General features: G+C 67.2%; 16 protein-coding genes. 6 read left to right on the top strand and 10 right to left on the bottom strand.

The features are described from left to right. Positions 1-52: 52 nt before the first annotated feature. Positions 53-616 carry a TetR/AcrR family transcriptional regulator gene (locus tag BLU38_RS14775; RefSeq protein WP_091525966.1) on the bottom strand — a complete coding sequence of 188 codons (564 nt, stop codon included), beginning with the start codon at positions 614-616 and terminating at the stop codon, positions 53-55. 90 nt (positions 617-706) lie between these two features. On the opposite strand from BLU38_RS14775, the gene BLU38_RS14770 reads away from it, so the two are divergent. From BLU38_RS14770 to BLU38_RS14750, 5 genes are all read left to right on the top strand, one after another. Further along, positions 707-1,549 (top strand): alpha/beta fold hydrolase, encoded by an 843-nt coding sequence (locus BLU38_RS14770; protein WP_091525964.1) that lies wholly within the window; start codon positions 707-709, stop codon positions 1,547-1,549. A 117-nt stretch (positions 1,550-1,666) separates the two neighbouring features. Continuing rightward, positions 1,667-2,230, top strand: coding sequence for an LOG family protein (locus BLU38_RS14765; protein ID WP_091525962.1), 564 nt, complete (start codon positions 1,667-1,669; stop codon positions 2,228-2,230). A gap of 3 nt (positions 2,231-2,233) precedes the next feature. After that, complete coding sequence (locus BLU38_RS14760) at positions 2,234-3,031, top strand: GNAT family N-acetyltransferase (RefSeq protein ID WP_091525960.1); 798 nt, start codon at positions 2,234-2,236, stop codon at positions 3,029-3,031. 2 nt (positions 3,032-3,033) lie between these two features. Next, a complete protein-coding gene (locus BLU38_RS14755) occupies positions 3,034-3,438 on the top strand; it encodes a helix-turn-helix domain-containing protein (protein WP_091525958.1) in 405 nt (134 codons plus the stop codon). A gap of 48 nt (positions 3,439-3,486) precedes the next feature. Then, a complete protein-coding gene (locus tag BLU38_RS14750) occupies positions 3,487-3,903 on the top strand; it encodes a VOC family protein (RefSeq protein WP_091525956.1) in 417 nt (138 codons plus the stop codon). 62 nt (positions 3,904-3,965) lie between these two features. On the opposite strand, the gene BLU38_RS14745 is transcribed toward BLU38_RS14750, so the two are convergent. Next, positions 3,966-4,772 (bottom strand): SDR family NAD(P)-dependent oxidoreductase, encoded by an 807-nt coding sequence (locus BLU38_RS14745; RefSeq protein ID WP_091525954.1) that lies wholly within the window; start codon positions 4,770-4,772, stop codon positions 3,966-3,968. Positions 4,773-4,774: 2 nt separating this feature from the next. After that, a complete protein-coding gene (locus tag BLU38_RS14740) occupies positions 4,775-6,259 on the bottom strand; it encodes an aldehyde dehydrogenase family protein (RefSeq protein WP_091525952.1) in 1,485 nt (494 codons plus the stop codon). 106 nt (positions 6,260-6,365) lie between these two features. Between BLU38_RS14740 and BLU38_RS14735 the strand changes: the two genes are divergently transcribed. Further along, complete coding sequence (locus BLU38_RS14735; protein ID WP_231920353.1) at positions 6,366-7,718, top strand: MFS transporter; 1,353 nt, start codon at positions 6,366-6,368, stop codon at positions 7,716-7,718. A gap of 35 nt (positions 7,719-7,753) precedes the next feature. Here BLU38_RS14735 and BLU38_RS14730 read toward each other — a convergent pair whose 3' ends face one another. The 7 genes from BLU38_RS14730 to BLU38_RS14700 form a co-directional block, all read right to left on the bottom strand. Further along, positions 7,754-8,308, bottom strand: a complete 555-nt coding sequence (locus BLU38_RS14730) for a dihydrofolate reductase family protein (protein WP_091525950.1) — start codon at positions 8,306-8,308, stop codon at positions 7,754-7,756. Positions 8,309-8,408: 100 nt separating this feature from the next. Then, positions 8,409-9,095, bottom strand: coding sequence for a helix-turn-helix transcriptional regulator (locus tag BLU38_RS14725; protein ID WP_091525948.1), 687 nt, complete (start codon positions 9,093-9,095; stop codon positions 8,409-8,411). A gap of 10 nt (positions 9,096-9,105) precedes the next feature. Beyond that, on the bottom strand, positions 9,106-10,017 hold the full coding sequence (locus BLU38_RS14720) for a carbohydrate ABC transporter permease (protein WP_231920352.1): 912 nt from the start codon (positions 10,015-10,017) through the stop codon (positions 9,106-9,108). Then, the gene (locus tag BLU38_RS14715; protein WP_091525946.1) at positions 10,014-10,973 is read right to left on the bottom strand and encodes a carbohydrate ABC transporter permease; all 960 of its coding nucleotides are present in this window, start codon (positions 10,971-10,973) and stop codon (positions 10,014-10,016) included. Before BLU38_RS14715 ends, BLU38_RS14720 begins: the two co-directional genes overlap by 4 nt. 4 nt (positions 10,974-10,977) lie before the next feature. Further along, positions 10,978-12,312, bottom strand: a complete 1,335-nt coding sequence (locus tag BLU38_RS14710; RefSeq protein ID WP_091525943.1) for an ABC transporter substrate-binding protein — start codon at positions 12,310-12,312, stop codon at positions 10,978-10,980. 176 nt (positions 12,313-12,488) lie between these two features. Then, positions 12,489-13,844 (bottom strand): MFS transporter, encoded by a 1,356-nt coding sequence (locus BLU38_RS14705; RefSeq protein ID WP_091525941.1) that lies wholly within the window; start codon positions 13,842-13,844, stop codon positions 12,489-12,491. Further along, the gene (locus tag BLU38_RS14700) at positions 13,828-15,042 is read right to left on the bottom strand and encodes a MerR family transcriptional regulator (protein ID WP_157683474.1); all 1,215 of its coding nucleotides are present in this window, start codon (positions 15,040-15,042) and stop codon (positions 13,828-13,830) included. Before BLU38_RS14700 ends, BLU38_RS14705 begins: the two co-directional genes overlap by 17 nt. Positions 15,043-15,175 lie beyond the last annotated feature (133 nt).

The raw sequence follows: 15,175 nt of genomic DNA, 5'->3' as shown, positions 1-15,175 counted from the left end.
GTTTCAACCCGGACTCGGTCACCCTACTCCGGCCAGCCGCCAGGGGCCAAGATCACGCGGCGGCGGCGGCTCCCAGCAGGGTCTCAGCGGCTCTCCTCCCCTGGCCGGCGGCCGCCGGATCATCCAGGATCGCTGCGGTGGTCTGCGCGCCCTCGGCCAGCAGCACGATCTGCGGAGCCAGGTCGGCAGGCAGGTCCGCCTCGCGCACCAGTGCCGCGACGTAGTCGGCGAAGGCGCGCTTCTGCCGCTCGACCGCCGCGGCCGCCTTGGACGAGTTCGGCCCGAGTTCGCCGTACACGTTGATGAAGGCGCAGCCGCGGAAGTCGGACTGGGTGAACCAGTCGGCCAGGAAGTCGAAGATCGCCAGGATCCGGTCCTGCGGTTCGGTGAGCCCCTCGGCCGCGGCGGCGATGCCGTCGTCCCAGATCCGACTGCGATGGGCCAACACCGCCACCACCAGATCGTCCTTGGACGGGAACAGGTTGTACATCCGCTTCAGCGAGACGCCGGCCTCACTCCGTACGGCGTCCATGCCGACCGCCTGCACCCCGCGGGCATAGAACAGCCGATCGGCAGCAGCCACCAGACCGGAGCGCACCGGGTCGTCATCAATCATTCGGGTTTCACCTCTTGCGTTGAGAACGTGCGTTCTCTACTCTAGCAACAAGACCTGAGAACGTCCGTTCTCCATCTGAGAGGAATCATCGTGGCAACCATCACCGTCGGGACGCAGAACAGCACACCGATCGAGCTCTACTACGAGGATCAGGGTGCCGGCCAGCCGGTCGTGCTGGTCCACGGCTACCCGCTGGACGGCCACAGCTGGGAGCTGCAGACCCGGGCACTGCTCGAGGCCGGTTATCGCGTGATCACCTACGACCGGCGCGGATTCGGCCAGTCCAGCAAGGCCAACGACGGCTACGACTACGACACCTTCGCCGCCGACCTGAACACCGTGTTGGAGACCCTCGATCTGAACGACGTCATCCTGGCCGGCTTCTCGATGGGGACCGGCGAACTGGCCCGCTATGTGCACAATCACGGGCATCAGCGGGTCGCCAAGCTCGCCTTCCTGGCTTCGCTGGAACCGTTCCTGGTCCAGCGTGACGACAATCCCGAGGGAGTTCCGCAGGACGTCTTCGACGGCATCGTCGACGCCGCTCGCACCGACCGCTACGCCTGGTTCACCGACTTCTACAAGAACTTCTACAACCTCGATCAGAACCTGGGCAGCCGAATCAGCGAACAGGTCGTGACCGCCAACTGGAACACCGCCACTCGCTCCGCCCCGGTCGCCGCCTATGCCGTGGTGCCGACCTGGATCGAGGACTTCCGGGCCGACGTCGAGGCGGTCAAGGCCAGTGGGAAGCCGGTGTTGATCCTGCACGGCACCGCCGACAACATCCTGCCGATCGACGCCACCGGCCGCCGCTTCCACCAGTTGCTGCCGGACGCGGAGTACGTCGAGATCGCCGACGCGCCACACGGTCTGCTCTGGACCCACGCCGACGAGGTGAACAAGGCCCTGCTGACCTTCGTCAAGGCCTGATCCACCGCACCCGTTGTCAGAGCGTCGTCTGGCTTCTTGCGAAACGGCGTTCTGACAACCTCGGGTGCCGGTTGGGGGCACTCGATCGAGGGCGTCGGTGCTCGGTACCGTTGGCGCGTGCGGATCTGTGTCTTCTGTGGTTCATCACCGGGCCGGGTGCCGGTCTACGCCGATGCTGCTGCCGGGCTGGGTGAACTGTTCGCCTCCCGCGGGATCGGACTGGTGTACGGCGGCGCGACCGTCGGCACCATGGGCGTGATCGCGGACGCGGCATTGGCAGCCGGCGGCGAGGTGTACGGGGTGATCCCCCAGCAACTGGTCGACCGGGAGATCGCCCATCGCGGGCTGACCGAGCTGTACGAGGTCGCCGACATGCACCAGCGGAAGGCCAAGATGGCCGAGCTCGCCGATGCGTTCATCGCGCTGCCCGGTGGTGCCGGGACCCTGGAGGAACTGTTCGAGGTGTGGACCTGGTCCCAGCTCGGGCTGCACGACAAGCCGATCGGGCTGCTCGACGTCGCCGGCTTCTACGCCCGGCTGCTGCCGCTACTGGACCACATGGTCGACGAGGGCTTCCTGAAGCCGCAGTATCGGGAGGCGCTGCAGATCGAGTCCGATCCGCAGCGGCTGCTGGAGTTGCTCGGCGAAGCGCCGACCCCGGCACCCAAGTGGGTCGCCTGAGCTGTGCAACGCCTTGCCTCCCACGCCGACCTGCTCGACCGGTCCGGCGGCGATCCGTGGATCCGCTGGGGCGTCCCGGAGACCGACCCGGACGGCCGTCTGCCGGAGCTGTGGATGCACGGCGACATCGCGATCGTCGAACGGACCGGTGAACGCCGCGGCTTCTGGATCCTGCCGCTGCCGACGGCGGCCGCCGAGGACGTGGCCGAACGGTTCCACGACGCGCTGATCGCGTTGCGGGGCAGCGATCTGCTGGCTCGGGTCGATGCCCGTACGCTCACCGTCGACGCCCGGCACGGCGCCCTGGCGCACCGGGTCTTCGCGCTGCAGCCGGGTGGTGACTGGGAGTGGATGTGGACCACCACCGAGCCGCCCCGACTGGCCGCCGAGGACCGGTTGATCATCCTGGACGACGCAGCGGACGCCGCCGAGATCAACGACTTCTCCGCTGCCCACAACCACCGACTGTGGACCACCGCCGGGACCGGCCATGTCGTGCACTGGTTGGGGATCCGGGATACCTCCGGCGCATTGGTCGCGGTCGGCGGCTCCGAACGCGAGGCCACCGGCGTACCCCATCTGGCCGGCATCGTCACCCACACCGCACACCGCGGGCGGGGTCTCGGCGCCGCGATATCGACCGGCCTGGTGCGTTGGGCGCTGATCGATTCCGACGTCTGCACCCTCGGGATGTACAGCGACAACACCGTGGCCCGATCGGTCTACCACCGGATCGGATTCGACACCGCACACGCCTGGCACTCCCGGCCGCTGGCGAACCCTGCTTCCGCCGGTCGGTGATCATGATCACGGCAAGCGAAGATCAGAACCGGCGGCTGCTCCGGGCCCGGGACGCGATGGACCGGACCTATGCCGAACCGCTCGACATCCCTGCCCTGGCAGCGATCGCGCACATCTCCGCGGCGCATTTCATCCGGACCTTCGCGGCCACCTTCGGTGAGACCCCGCACCGCTATCTGCAACGCAGACGGGTGGAGCGAGCCATGTTCCTGCTGCGCGGCACCGAGCTGTCGGTGACCGAGATCTGCTTCGCCGTCGGCTTCTCCAGCCTCGGCACCTTCAGCCGCACCTTCACCAGGATCGTCGGCGAGACGCCCAGCGATCATCGGCGTCGCGGACCGGTGCCCGACGTGCCGGGCTGCTTCGTGATGTCCTGGACCCGGCCGCACCGCAGCGCGGAGAAGTGAGCAGTTTCGGATAAGCGAACCACGGCAGCGGGCTCTAGATTCTCGGTCATGAACCTGAACTCCGTCAGCCAGTCCCAGATCTTCGTCCTCGACCAGGACGAGGCCCTCGATTTCTACACCACCAAACTCGGCCTCGAGGTCGGCAACGACATCGACCTCGGCTTCATGCGCTGGCTCACGGTGCAGGTGCCCGGCCACCCGGAACGGCAGATCCTGCTGGAGCGTCCGGGCGCGCCGGCGATGGACGAGCAGACCGCAACCCAGGTCCGTGATCTGCTCACCAAGGGCGCGATGGGCGGCTGGCTGATCTTCACCACTGACGACGCGCAGGCCGCCCACGACAACCTGGTCAGCAAAGGAGTGGAGATCACCGACGGCCCGACCAAGCAGAACTACGGCATCGACTTCGGCATCCGCGACCCCTTCGGCAACCGGATCCGCATCGGCCAACTCCCAACCCCCTGACAACCCGCCGACCCGTCAGTTCCTCCCCGACACGCCCGGTGTGTCGGGGAGGAACTGACGGGTCAGCGGGGTGGGGTGTAGCGGCCGTCGACGGCAGTCCAGCCGCCGTCGACCATCAGTTGACTGCCGGTCACGAAGCTCGACGCGTCGGAGGCCAGATAGACCACGGCACCGGCCAGTTCGGACGGTTTCGACCAGCGGCCGAGGGCACTCTTCTCCGCATAGGCCCGATACCAGTCCGGATCGTTGCGGATCTGGGTGGTCAGCGGCGTCTCGACCACCCCGGGTCCGATCACGTTGAACCGCACACCGGACGGGCCGAGCTCGGCGGCAGCGGTCCGCATCAGCTGCAGCAGCCCGGCCTTGGTGGCGGCGTACACACCCTGGCCGGGCTCGACCGCGACCGCTCGGATCGAGGTGAAGCCGATCATCGATCCGCGACCACGCTCGGCCATCCCCGGGGCGAAGGCCCGGATCAGATCGAACGCCGACCGCAGGTTGAGCGACACGACCCGGTCGAACTCCTCGCTCGAGTAGTCCAGCAGCCGCTTGCGGACGTTGGTGGCGGCGGTGAAGACCACGACATCGATCTCGCCGAGCTCGGCGGCCGCCGTCTCGATGGCCTGTTGATCAAGGACGTCCAGCCGGCGGGCGGTCACCGCGGCGCCGCCCGTCGACAGGGTCAGGGAATGCTCGGCGGTCTGCTCGGCCGCGGCCAGATCGCGATCGGCGCAGATCACCTCCGCACCGTGCGCGGCCAAGGCCAGTGCGCTCTCCCGGCCGATGCCGCTGCCGGCCCCGATCACCAGCGCTCGGCGTCGGTCCAGCCGGAACAGGTTGCCGTAATCGGTGTCCTGATCAGCGTTCATGATCAACTTCCTTTCGTCGCCGTCGGTCTGATCACGGCCATCCGGGTCACCGTCAACTCCTCGATCGCGAACCGCGGGCCCTCCCGACCGACGCCGGAGTCCTTCACCCCGCCGTACGGCATCACGTCGGACCGGAACCCGGGCACCTCGTTGATCACCACACCACCGACCTCCAGCCGGTCGATCGCGGCGAACGCCGCCGCCAGCGATTCGGTGTAGACGCTGGCGTGCAGCCCGTAGCGGGTCGCGTTCACCAACTCCAGGCCTGTGTCCAGATCGGGCACGGTGCGGACGACGACCACCGGTCCGAAGATCTCCTCGTCCCAGGCCGGCAGGCCGGACGGCACGTCGAGCAACACGGTCGGCTCGATCACCTCGTTGCTCACCGTCCGGCCGCCACTCACCAACGTGCCGCCGCCGGCAACCGCTTCCTCGATCCAGGCCAGCACCCGCTCGGTGCCGGCCGAGTTGATCAAGGTCGACACCCTGGTCGCAGGGTCCCGGGGGTCGCCGGTGACGACGTCGGAGAGGCGGTCCGAGAGTCGCTGCAGAAACGCGTCCCGGACCGACTCCACGACGATCAGCCGCTGCACACTGATGCAGGCCTGACCGGAGGCGTAGTAGCCGCCGCGGACGACGGCGTCGGCGGCGGCGTCCAGATCGGCATCCGCGGCGACCACCAGGGCAGCGTTGGACCCGAGCTCGAGCAGCACCTTGGTCGGTGCCGCATCCTGAGCGATCCGGTGGCCGACCGCTGCCGAACCGGTGAAGGACACCGCACCGATCCGCCGGTCGGTGGTCAGCGCAGCGCCCACCGCGGCATCACCAGTGATCAGCTGGATGCCCGCCCGCGGTCCGCCGGCCTCGGCCAGGGCCTCCCTGGCCAGATGCACCATCCACAAGGTCGACAGCGGTGTCTGAGGTGCAGGTTTGATGATCACCGGACAACCGGCCGCCAGCCCGGGCGCCAGCTTGTGCGACGCCAACAGCAGCGGATAGTTGAAGCCGGCGATGCCGACCACCACGCCGATCGGTCGCCGGGTCCAGAAGCCGACCAGACCGTCGCCACTGGGCAACAGATCCAACGGGACCGTTTCGCCGTGCAGCCGGGCGACCTCCTCGGCGGCGGTCTGCCAGGTGAGCAACGTCCGATCCACCTCGACCCGGCAGTCCACCCGCGGCTTACCGGTCTCCAGGATCAGCAGATCCTCCAGTTCGGTGCGCCGCTCGGTCAGCTGCCGGTGCGTCTCCTGCAACGCCGACCGCCGGACGTGCGACGGCAACCGCGCCAGCTCGCCGCGGACCGCGAGCGACTCGTCGATCGACCGGCGGGCCAGCGCCACGTCGCCGACCGGCGCGGAGCCGACGGTGGAACCGTCGTAGGGAAACCGGACCGGCTCGGTCGACGGCGTCGACACCCAGTCGTTTCCGATCGGCAGCCCGGACGGGAAATGTCCGGTGAGGAGATCGGGCAGCTCGGCTGACATCGGCTGTGCCTTCCTCGTCGTTGGGTCCGTGACCAGAACTGCCCCAGACGCTACCGTGACCTGGCACGACACCAGACAGCACGTTGAGTCCGGCAGAAAGCAGACGATGATGTCCGCAGCACAGACGCCACCCGTCGACGACGAACTCGGCCGCCGGGTGACCCGCAAGGTCGCCCTCCGACTGGTCCCGTTCATGGGTCTGCTCTATTTCGTCAACTATCTCGATCGCACCAACATCGGCTTCGCCCGGCTCACCATGAGTGACGACCTCAAGCTGACCGCGACGATGTTCGGGCTGGCCTCCGGACTGTTCTTCATCGGCTATCTGATCTTCGAGGTGCCGAGCAACCTGTTGCTGCACCGGATCGGCGCCCGCCGGTGGATCGCCCGGATCCTGGTCTCCTGGGGGATCGTGGCAGCGGCCATGTCGTTCGTGCCCAACGTCGGCTGGCTGTATGCGCTGCGGGTGCTGCTCGGCATCGCCGAGGCAGGCTTCTTCCCGGGAATGATCTTGTTCCTCACCTACTGGTTCCCGCGTCGGGAGCGGGCCCGGGTGACCGGTCTGTTCCTGATCGCCATTCCGCTGTCGTCGGCCCTCGGCTCACCGATCTCCGGCGCCATCCTGGAGTACGCCGACGGCCTGTTCGGGATGGCGGGCTGGCGGCTGACCTTCCTGCTGGAGGGTCTGCCCGCCGTCATCCTGGGCGTGATCTGCTGGTTCTACCTGACCGATCGACCGTCCGAGGCCCGCTGGCTCACCGAGCAGGAGCGCGGCTGGCTGACCGCGGAGATGGCCGCCGAGGCCGATCAGACCAGTCACCAGTACGGCTGGTCGTTGCGCCGCTCGCTGACCAGTCCGCGAGTGCTGGCGTTGTCGTTCGTCTACTTCGGCGTGGTCTACGGGCTGTACGCGTTGGGCTTCTTCCTGCCCGGGATCGTCGAGGGCTTCTCGAAACGGTTCGGAACCTCGTTCTCGCTGTTCCAGACCGGCATGATCACCGGAATCCCTTATCTGGTTGGTGTCGTGGCGATGGTGTTGTGGAGTCGGCATTCCGATGCCAAGAACGAACGGGTCTGGCACACCGCCGGCGCGGCGCTGCTCGGCGCGGTCACCATCCCGGTCGCGCTCTACCTGCAGTCGCCGTTCGCGGTGATGGTCGCGGTGGCCCTGACCGCGATCGGGATCTTCGCCGCACTGCCGGTGTTCTGGCCGCTGCCCAGCGTCTTCCTGACCGGAACCGCGGCGGCCGGCGGGATCGCCTTGATCAACTCGCTGGGCAATCTGGCCGGCTTCGTCGCCCCGTACGTGACCGGTGCGTTGACCGATGCGACCGGTTCGGAGAACGCCGCTCTCTGGCTGGTCGGGGTGATGATGCTCGGCTCGGCGATCACCGTCGTCGCGCTCGGTGCCGCCCCGAAGGGTTCAGTCGGCACGCCACCGCCGACCCGCGCGCGGTAGTCGGGAACCTCGCAGGTGGCAACGGTTCCGGATGATCACCCGGCCGCCGGTGCTGCCGGGGTGTACACGTTGACGACGGCGCCGTTGCCGATCTCGGTCACCCGCGCCAGATCGAGCCGGGTGGTGCCGATGCCCGGCAGCAGTTCGTCCCCCGCGCCGGCGATGAACGGATAGATCCACAGGTGGAGTTCGTCGATCTGCCCGGCCTCGAGAAGTGATCGGCTGAACGGACCGGTGCCGTACTTGAGCAGCGTTCCGTCGCCGTCCTGCTTCAGCTTCGCGACGGCCTCGACGCCGTCGCCGGCGATCGCGTGACCGTTCCAGTCCAGGTCGCCGCTGAGCGACCTGGTGGCGATGTGTTTGGGGAGTGGGTTGATCTTGTCGGCCAGGACGCCGGTCTGGCCCGGCCAGGTCGCGGCGAAGACCTCATACGTCATCCGACCCAACACCAGGGCGGTCGCGGAATCGAGCAGGTCGGCGGCGTAGGCGACATGGCGATCATCGCGGAACTGGCTCTGCGCGGCCCAGAACTGCTCCCCCGATACCCTGCCGTCCAACGAAAGATAGGTGGATTCGACAAGCTTCATCATGGCCGGAGCGTAGGTCGGCGCTGTTCGTCCTGTCTTGTATCCAAACGCCACCTCCGGTGACGCCACTGGAGGCACGCCGTCGGGGCAGAGCACCGTGCGTTCAGAGGTCGAGGAAGACACCGCCGGCGGCGACCTCGGCGGGAGTGTGGCCGATCAGTCGGCCCATCACCCGGGTCAGCTGCGGCTGATCGTAGAAGCCGGTGATCGCCACCGTGTCGATGATCGGTACGCCGCGGCTGAGCAGCGAAGCGGCCTGCCGGGTCCGCTCGATCACCTGCAGCGTGCGCTGTGAGATGCCGACGGCGCGGTGGAAGCGATGCTGCGCCGTCCGAGCCGGGATCCGCACCCGGACGCCGGCCAGGAGTTCCGGCACGGTCGGGTCGCAGGCGATCAGACCGGCCCGCACCAGCCGCTCGACGAAGACGTCCATCGTGTCCGGCGTCGGGATCTCCCACTCCTCGCCGCCCAGCAGGAGCCGTCCGTCGACGTTGGTCGGCAGCACCGTGTCGCGGTGTTCGGTCAATCCCGCCGGTGGTGCGACGGTCAGGTAACTGCCGATGCTCAGGTCGGCGCCGAAGTACTCGGCTCCGGCTGGACAGGACAACCGTACCGCCCGGGTCGCCGGCCCCCGGAGGTGCACGGTGGTGACGCCGTCGACCCGGACGCAGCCGATTCCGGTGATCACCGCCGCGATCGAGCTGAACTCGGTCGCGGCGGTGCACTCGGCGGTCCAGATCCGGGCCAGTGGGCCGACCGGTTCGCCGACGCTGCGGATACTGAGACTCACCGTCGCCCCCTCACCCCTTGAGGCCGGTCTCCGCCACACCCTGCACCAGATAACGCTGCAGGAACAGGAAGACCAGCACAAGAGGTGCGATGGCGACCGCCGCGGCCAGGAACAGTTCGTGCAGGTTGATCGTCTGCGCGGTCATCAGGGTGGACAACCCGACCTGCACGGTCCACATCGACGAATCCTGACCGATCACCAGCGGCCACAGGAAGGCGTTCCAGCTGTTGATGAAGGTGATCACCGCGATCGCGGAGAAGAACGCCAGCGAGTTGGGCACCACGATCGTCCAATAGGCACGGAACCAGCCCAGCCCGTCCACCCGGGCCGATTCCTCCAGTTCCTTGGGGAAGTTCAGGAAGTACTGCCGGAACAGGAACGTGGTGAAGCCGCTGAACAGCGTCGGCACGATGATGCCCTGCAACGTGTTCACCCAGCGGAACTGCGACACGATCAAGAACGTCGGGATGAACGTGACCGCTGCCGGGATCATCAACGTCACCAAAGTGGCGTAGAAGATCTTGTTCGCATGCTTGTACGGGATCCGGGCCAGTCCGTAGCCGGCCAGCGAGCTGAGCAACAGCATCCCGGCGGTCTGCAGCACGGCGACGATCGCGGAGATCTTCAGCCCGCCGAGGATGTTGACCGCCTTGTCGGTGAACAGCTCGGCGAAGTTGCCCCACTGGATCTGCTGAGGGAACAGCGTCCAATCCGGCGAGGTGATCTCCTGGTCGGTGGCCAGTCCGTTGCGCACGATCAGATAGAACGGGATCAGGAACAGCACGGCAGCCACGGTGAGCAACAGATACCGGACGAAGCTGCCGGCGATCTGTGCACCGGTCGGCCGGCGGCGTCGGGTCGGCGGCGGGGTCGACACCGTGTCCGGTTTGCCCGTCGGGGTCGTCTCCGTCTGCGCGCTCACGATGCCTTCCCGAAGCCGAAGATCTTGCCCTGCACCAGAGAAACCAGCACGATCAGCAATGCCAGGATGACCGCCCCGGCGCTGCCGTGGCCGAAGTCCTGGCTACCCATCGCCGTGTAGTACAGGTAGACCAGCGGCGGCCGGGCGAGCGAGGAGTTGCCCATCAGGTTGAAGAATTCGTCGAACGCCTGGAAGGCGTTGATGAACAGCAACAGCAGCACCGCAACCGAGGTGGCTTGCAACTGCGGGAAGGTGATGAACCGGAACTGCTGCCAGCCCCGCTTCGCCCCGTCCACGTCCGCAGCCTCGTAGAGCTCGTTCGGGATCCGCTGCAGGCCGGCAATGAACAAGATCATGTAGAAGCCGATCTGCAGCCACAGCCGGGCGGTGATGATGGCGACCCAGTACAGCGGCGGGCTGGGGGTGGCCAGCCAGGCGATATTGTCCACCCCGAACCAGCCGAGCACGGTGTTGGCCAGACCGAACCGGACCCCGTTGAAGATCGACAGCTTCCACACCATCGACGCCACGACGTAGGAGCACGCGGTCGGAATGAAGAACACCGATCGGAAGAACGCCTTGGCGAATCTGATCTTGTTCAGCAACACCGCCAACCCCAGCGCGGCGGCGAAGGTCACCGGCACGATGAAGACCGCGAAGATGCAGAAGTCGATCAGACTGGACAGGAACGGCCCGGGCTTGAGCAGGTCGATGTAGTTGCTGAGCCCGACCCACTTCGACGGGGTGACCGTGTTCTGTGCGTCGGCGAAACTCAGCCCGAACGACCACAGGATCGGGATGTAGACGAAGATCAACAACCCGATCGCGAAGGGGCCGACGAACAGCCAGAACGCACTCGTCACACCTCTGATCCCGCGGTTCTGCCGCCGACCGGCCTTGCTCCCTGTTCGCGGGTCGTCGACGCTGCTGCTCGACGTTGCCTGCGCTGTCGTCATCGGCTCACCCCAGCAACTTGTCCAAGATCTTTTGGACGGCTTTCTCGGCGGTGGCGATCGAGGCGTCGGGATCCTTGCCCTTGCGGATCACCGCCGTCATCGCATCGCCCCAGGCAGTATTCATCTCCGTGGTCCAGGTGGTGCCGCCGGCGATCGCGTAGTCGTTGAAGATCTTCACCGCCTCCGCCGCCGGTCCGGACTGCAGCTTGCTGGCCTTGGCGGCCAGGCTCTTGCGCGGTGGGACATGGAAGCCGTAGGACAGGTTGTAGTCCTCCTGGTCCTTGGTGTTGTCCACCCACAGCCACTTCACATACTTCTTGGCCAGCTCGACGTTCTTGGACTTCTTGCTGACCATCGCCGCCCAGCCACCCTGTGCGGTCGACGGTTTGCCTACCGAGTCACTGAAGGCCGGGAACGGGACGACTCCGAAGTCGTCACCGATCGCCTTCTGGATGATCGGCATCGCCCACAGACCGGTGTACTGCATGGCACACAGACCCTGGGTGAACGATCCGGAGTCCCAATAGTCGGTCGGTGCGCCGAGCAGGATGGACTTGTCGGTGACCAGTTTGCGGAGCTTCATCATTGCCTTGGCCACGTTGTCGCCGGTGAAGTTGATCTTGTTGTCGTCGGTCAGATAGTTCTGCCCGACCGACCACAGCACCGGTCCGAGCATCGAACCGCCGCCGAAGGCCGGCGTCGCGCCCGCGTCATTGCCGATGAACAGGCCCTTGACGTCCTTGGTGGTCAGCTCCTTGGCCGCCGCCACCAGCTCGTCCAGCGTCGTCGGCGGCTTCACCCCGGCCTTGTCCAGCATCGACTTGCGGTAGTAGATCAACGTACAGTCGTCGACGATCCGGGCGCCGTACATCTTGCCCTCGACGGTGATCGACTTGATGTCGGCCTCTGTGTAGTCGGACTTCACATCGGCCAGGATGTCGTCCAGCGGGACGATCTGATCTGCCTTCACCTGTTGCAGATTCGGCGTTCCCTCGAAGCTGTCCGGACCGTTGTTGGACAGCAGCCCGCTGTTGACCTTGGAGGTGTAGTCGCCGGGCGTCCACTGCACCTTGACGGTGGCGTCGGGGAATTCCTTGGCATAGCGTTCGACGGCTTGCTGGGTGCCGGCCTCGCCGTACTGGTGGTACCAGACGTTCAGCGTGGCCTTCTTGCCGCCGCCGCTGCCGCCTTCGTCTCCGGACAGACCACTGCTGCCGCCGCCACAGGCAGACAGCACCGACGTGCTCCCGATCGCGGCGGCACTGATTCCGAGCGCGCTCAGGAAACGGCGCCGTGAGACGGCGTTTCCGGGCAGCGGTGTCGAAGGGATGGGCCCCATCACAACTCCTTCGTTGCAGTCAATTGAAACGTCCGTCTCCGGACGCCTGACCCCACCGTGACACCGGCATCGAACACCACCACGACGTGGGTCGCTTCCATCAGCGTATGCCGGATGTTACAACGTAGGAACGGAGTTCGCCGGGTAGATAGAATTTGCGCGCGCCGTCGGCGGCATCACGCCGTTCCGACCGTCGCGTCACTGGTCCGCAGCCGAGCGCTGCTCAGCGCTACCGCACTCGCCGCCAGGCAGCTGACGGCGGCTGCCGCCAGGGCAGCGGTTGCATTCACCGCCGTTGCCGCGAGGCCGAAGAACGGATTCATCACCAGCATCGGCGCGGCCTGCACGATTCCGAACAGGGATTGGAATCTCGCGGTCAGCGCCGGGGGTGTCCAGACCAGGAACAGCGGCGACAGGTGGCCGGTGTAGACCGCCGTGCCGACGCCCATCAGCACCGCTCCGACGCCGGCGATCGGCACCGTCGGCGCCACCGCGATCAGCGTCACGCCGACAGCGGCGACCAGCGGCCCGAGGACGATCATCAGCCCGGTCCGGTGGTGCACCCCGACCTTGGCTACCACCAAGGTCACGGCGAGGGTGCCGACGATCCAGCAACTCTCGATCGTGCCGGCCGCGGTGACGCCCCATTGTCGCTCGCGGACCGCCAACGGCAGGCACAGATACAGCATCGGCAGCACACCGCCGGCCACCAGAGCCAACGACCCGAGCGCTGCCCGCATCCCGGGGGTTCGTGCGGCCTGACCGACTCCGGTCGCGAGGTCGGCGACCACCGATCGAATGCCCCGCGGCGGCCCGCCGGTGCCGTCGGCACCCTGACCGGCCGCGCCCGGATCTGTTGCTCTGAGGGAGATCGGAGGTCTGACCAGGCTCAGGACCATCATGATCGCGGCGAAGCTCACGAGATTGATCATCGAGACTCCGCGCAGTCCGACCATGATCACCAGCACGGCGCCGAGCGACGGCCCGATCAGCCGCGCGACCTGCTGCAGGCCGCTCACCCTGGCCATCACGCGGGGCAGCTGATCGGTCGGGACGAAGAGCCGGAGGAAGCCACCGGCGGCCGGCAGGTAGAAGGCGGAGATCGCACCGGCCAGCATGCTGATCGCGATGATCACCGCAAGGCTCACCGGTACTGCCGACAGGTAACCGACCGCGCAGCCGAGAACGATGATCATGCAGCCGTCGCAGATGATCATCACTCGACGGATGCCGTACCGGTCCGCAGCCACGCCGCCGAGCAACATCAACAGCACTCGCGGCAGGATCCCCAGTGTCGCGACGGTGGCCGCAGCAGCCGGCCCGAAGCCGGACGCCTCCCAGCTGAGGGCAAAGGCCTGGACGCTGTCGCCGAGCCCGGAGACGGTAGCGGTGCCGGCCCACAACACCAGGCCGGGGCTACCCGATCGCCAGCCGGTCGGGCGGCTGGCGATCGGAGGGCTGGCGGTCGGGGGGCTGGCGGTCGGTTCACGCTGCGCGGAGTCGACCGCCGGCGTGTCAGGCCGGTCCGACATCGTCAGCAGGCCGTTCGTCAGGATCGGGCTGATCGTCCAGCCGACGTGGCATCACCAGGGTGGAGAAGCTCCCGTCGTCGGCCGATCGGACGACCGCGGCACTGCCGGGTGCCAGCTCGATCAGCACATCGGGACCGACGCTGCTCTGCAGCGCCGACGCCAGCAGCGTCGGCGAGAAGCCGACCCGTTCAGCGGGGCCGTTGCAGACTGCCGGCAGGCGGCGGACCTCGGGATCGTTGACCCGGCTGATCAGGACCTGTTCGGCTACCGGCTGCAGCACGACAGTGCTAGTCTGATCGGCCGAGATCAGTTCCAGCAAACGGATCCGATCGATGATCATCCGATGCCGACCCGCTGATTGAGCAGTCGAATCGAGCACCCGCCGATAGTCGGGGAAGTGGTCGTCGGCCACCGGCAACCGCTGCTCGGCCTGATCCGTCGAGCCGTCCGCGGCGTCCGGTTGATCATGGTCCGGGGTGATCAACAGGGCCGCATCGGTGTAGTGCACCCGGATCCGGCGCTGCCGCCGCAACCAGTCGCTGACGGCAACCAGACGCGTGGCCGAGACGGGGAGCCGACGATCCGGGCCGTCGAACTCGGTCACCCGGAGACTCCGGGCGCCCAGCCGGTAGCGATCCGTGCCGACCACGGTCAGCTCGCCGGCCGTGACATCCAGCAGCAAACAGTCCAGCCGATCGCCGGCGCCCGGTTCGCCGGTTGTCGGCGGCGCCGCGGCGAACGGCGCCACCTGACGGATGGCGCCGGCCAGTTCCGGTCCACCGATCGCGAAGGTCGTCGGTCCGATCATCGACGGGCTGAGCCCGTCGTCCGTACCGCGCAACGCGCGCAGCAGGTCGGCCAGCTCGACCCGGGCCCGGTCCGCCCGACCGGTGAGCAGATCGACATGCTCGGTCAGCAGGCGTTCGGCATCCGCCGGTGAGCCGTCCAGGACGGCCCGCATGGTGGTCAGTGGAACGTCCAGTTCACGCATCTGCCGGACCAGGACTGCTCGACGACGTTGATCATCGTCGTAATAGCGGTAGCCGTTGCGTTCGTCGACGGCGGCCGGCGCCAGCAGCCCTGCGTCGTCGTAGAACCGCAACGCGCTCGGGGTCAGTCCGACCGTGCGCGCAAAAGCGCTGATGGTGAGGCGGCTGCTCATCCCGCCCGGTGAAGCCGTGCTGCCTGGTGAGGTCACGCGTTCATCGTGGTCCTTCGACCAGGTCGAAGGTCAAGCCGATCGCCGAGCGGGGCCGGGCACTCCCCCAAGATGTAACTGCCCTTCGACAAGCTCGGACCGCGAACATGTCGAAGGGCAGTTGCCGTCATCC

It is taken from the genome of Microlunatus soli, from assembly GCF_900105385.1.
Taxonomy (GTDB): Bacteria; Actinomycetota; Actinomycetes; order Propionibacteriales; family Propionibacteriaceae; genus Microlunatus; species Microlunatus soli.
This window is presented reverse-complemented; position numbering and strand designations above follow the sequence as displayed.

Coding starts and splice junctions, on each gene's coding strand:
- BLU38_RS14715 (WP_091525946.1), bottom strand. CDS start 10,973: ATGACGACAGCGCAGGCAACGTCGAGCAGCAGCGTCGACGACCCGCGA.
- BLU38_RS14735 (WP_231920353.1), top strand. CDS start 6,366: ATGATGTCCGCAGCACAGACGCCACCCGTCGACGACGAACTCGGCCGC.
- BLU38_RS14705 (WP_091525941.1), bottom strand. CDS start 13,844: ATGTCGGACCGGCCTGACACGCCGGCGGTCGACTCCGCGCAGCGTGAA.
- BLU38_RS14740 (WP_091525952.1), bottom strand. CDS start 6,259: ATGTCAGCCGAGCTGCCCGATCTCCTCACCGGACATTTCCCGTCCGGG.
- BLU38_RS14710 (WP_091525943.1), bottom strand. CDS start 12,312: ATGGGGCCCATCCCTTCGACACCGCTGCCCGGAAACGCCGTCTCACGG.
- BLU38_RS14730 (WP_091525950.1), bottom strand. CDS start 8,308: ATGATGAAGCTTGTCGAATCCACCTATCTTTCGTTGGACGGCAGGGTA.
- BLU38_RS14755 (WP_091525958.1), top strand. CDS start 3,034: ATGATCACGGCAAGCGAAGATCAGAACCGGCGGCTGCTCCGGGCCCGG.
- BLU38_RS14750 (WP_091525956.1), top strand. CDS start 3,487: ATGAACCTGAACTCCGTCAGCCAGTCCCAGATCTTCGTCCTCGACCAG.
- BLU38_RS14745 (WP_091525954.1), bottom strand. CDS start 4,772: ATGAACGCTGATCAGGACACCGATTACGGCAACCTGTTCCGGCTGGAC.
- BLU38_RS14775 (WP_091525966.1), bottom strand. CDS start 616: ATGATTGATGACGACCCGGTGCGCTCCGGTCTGGTGGCTGCTGCCGAT.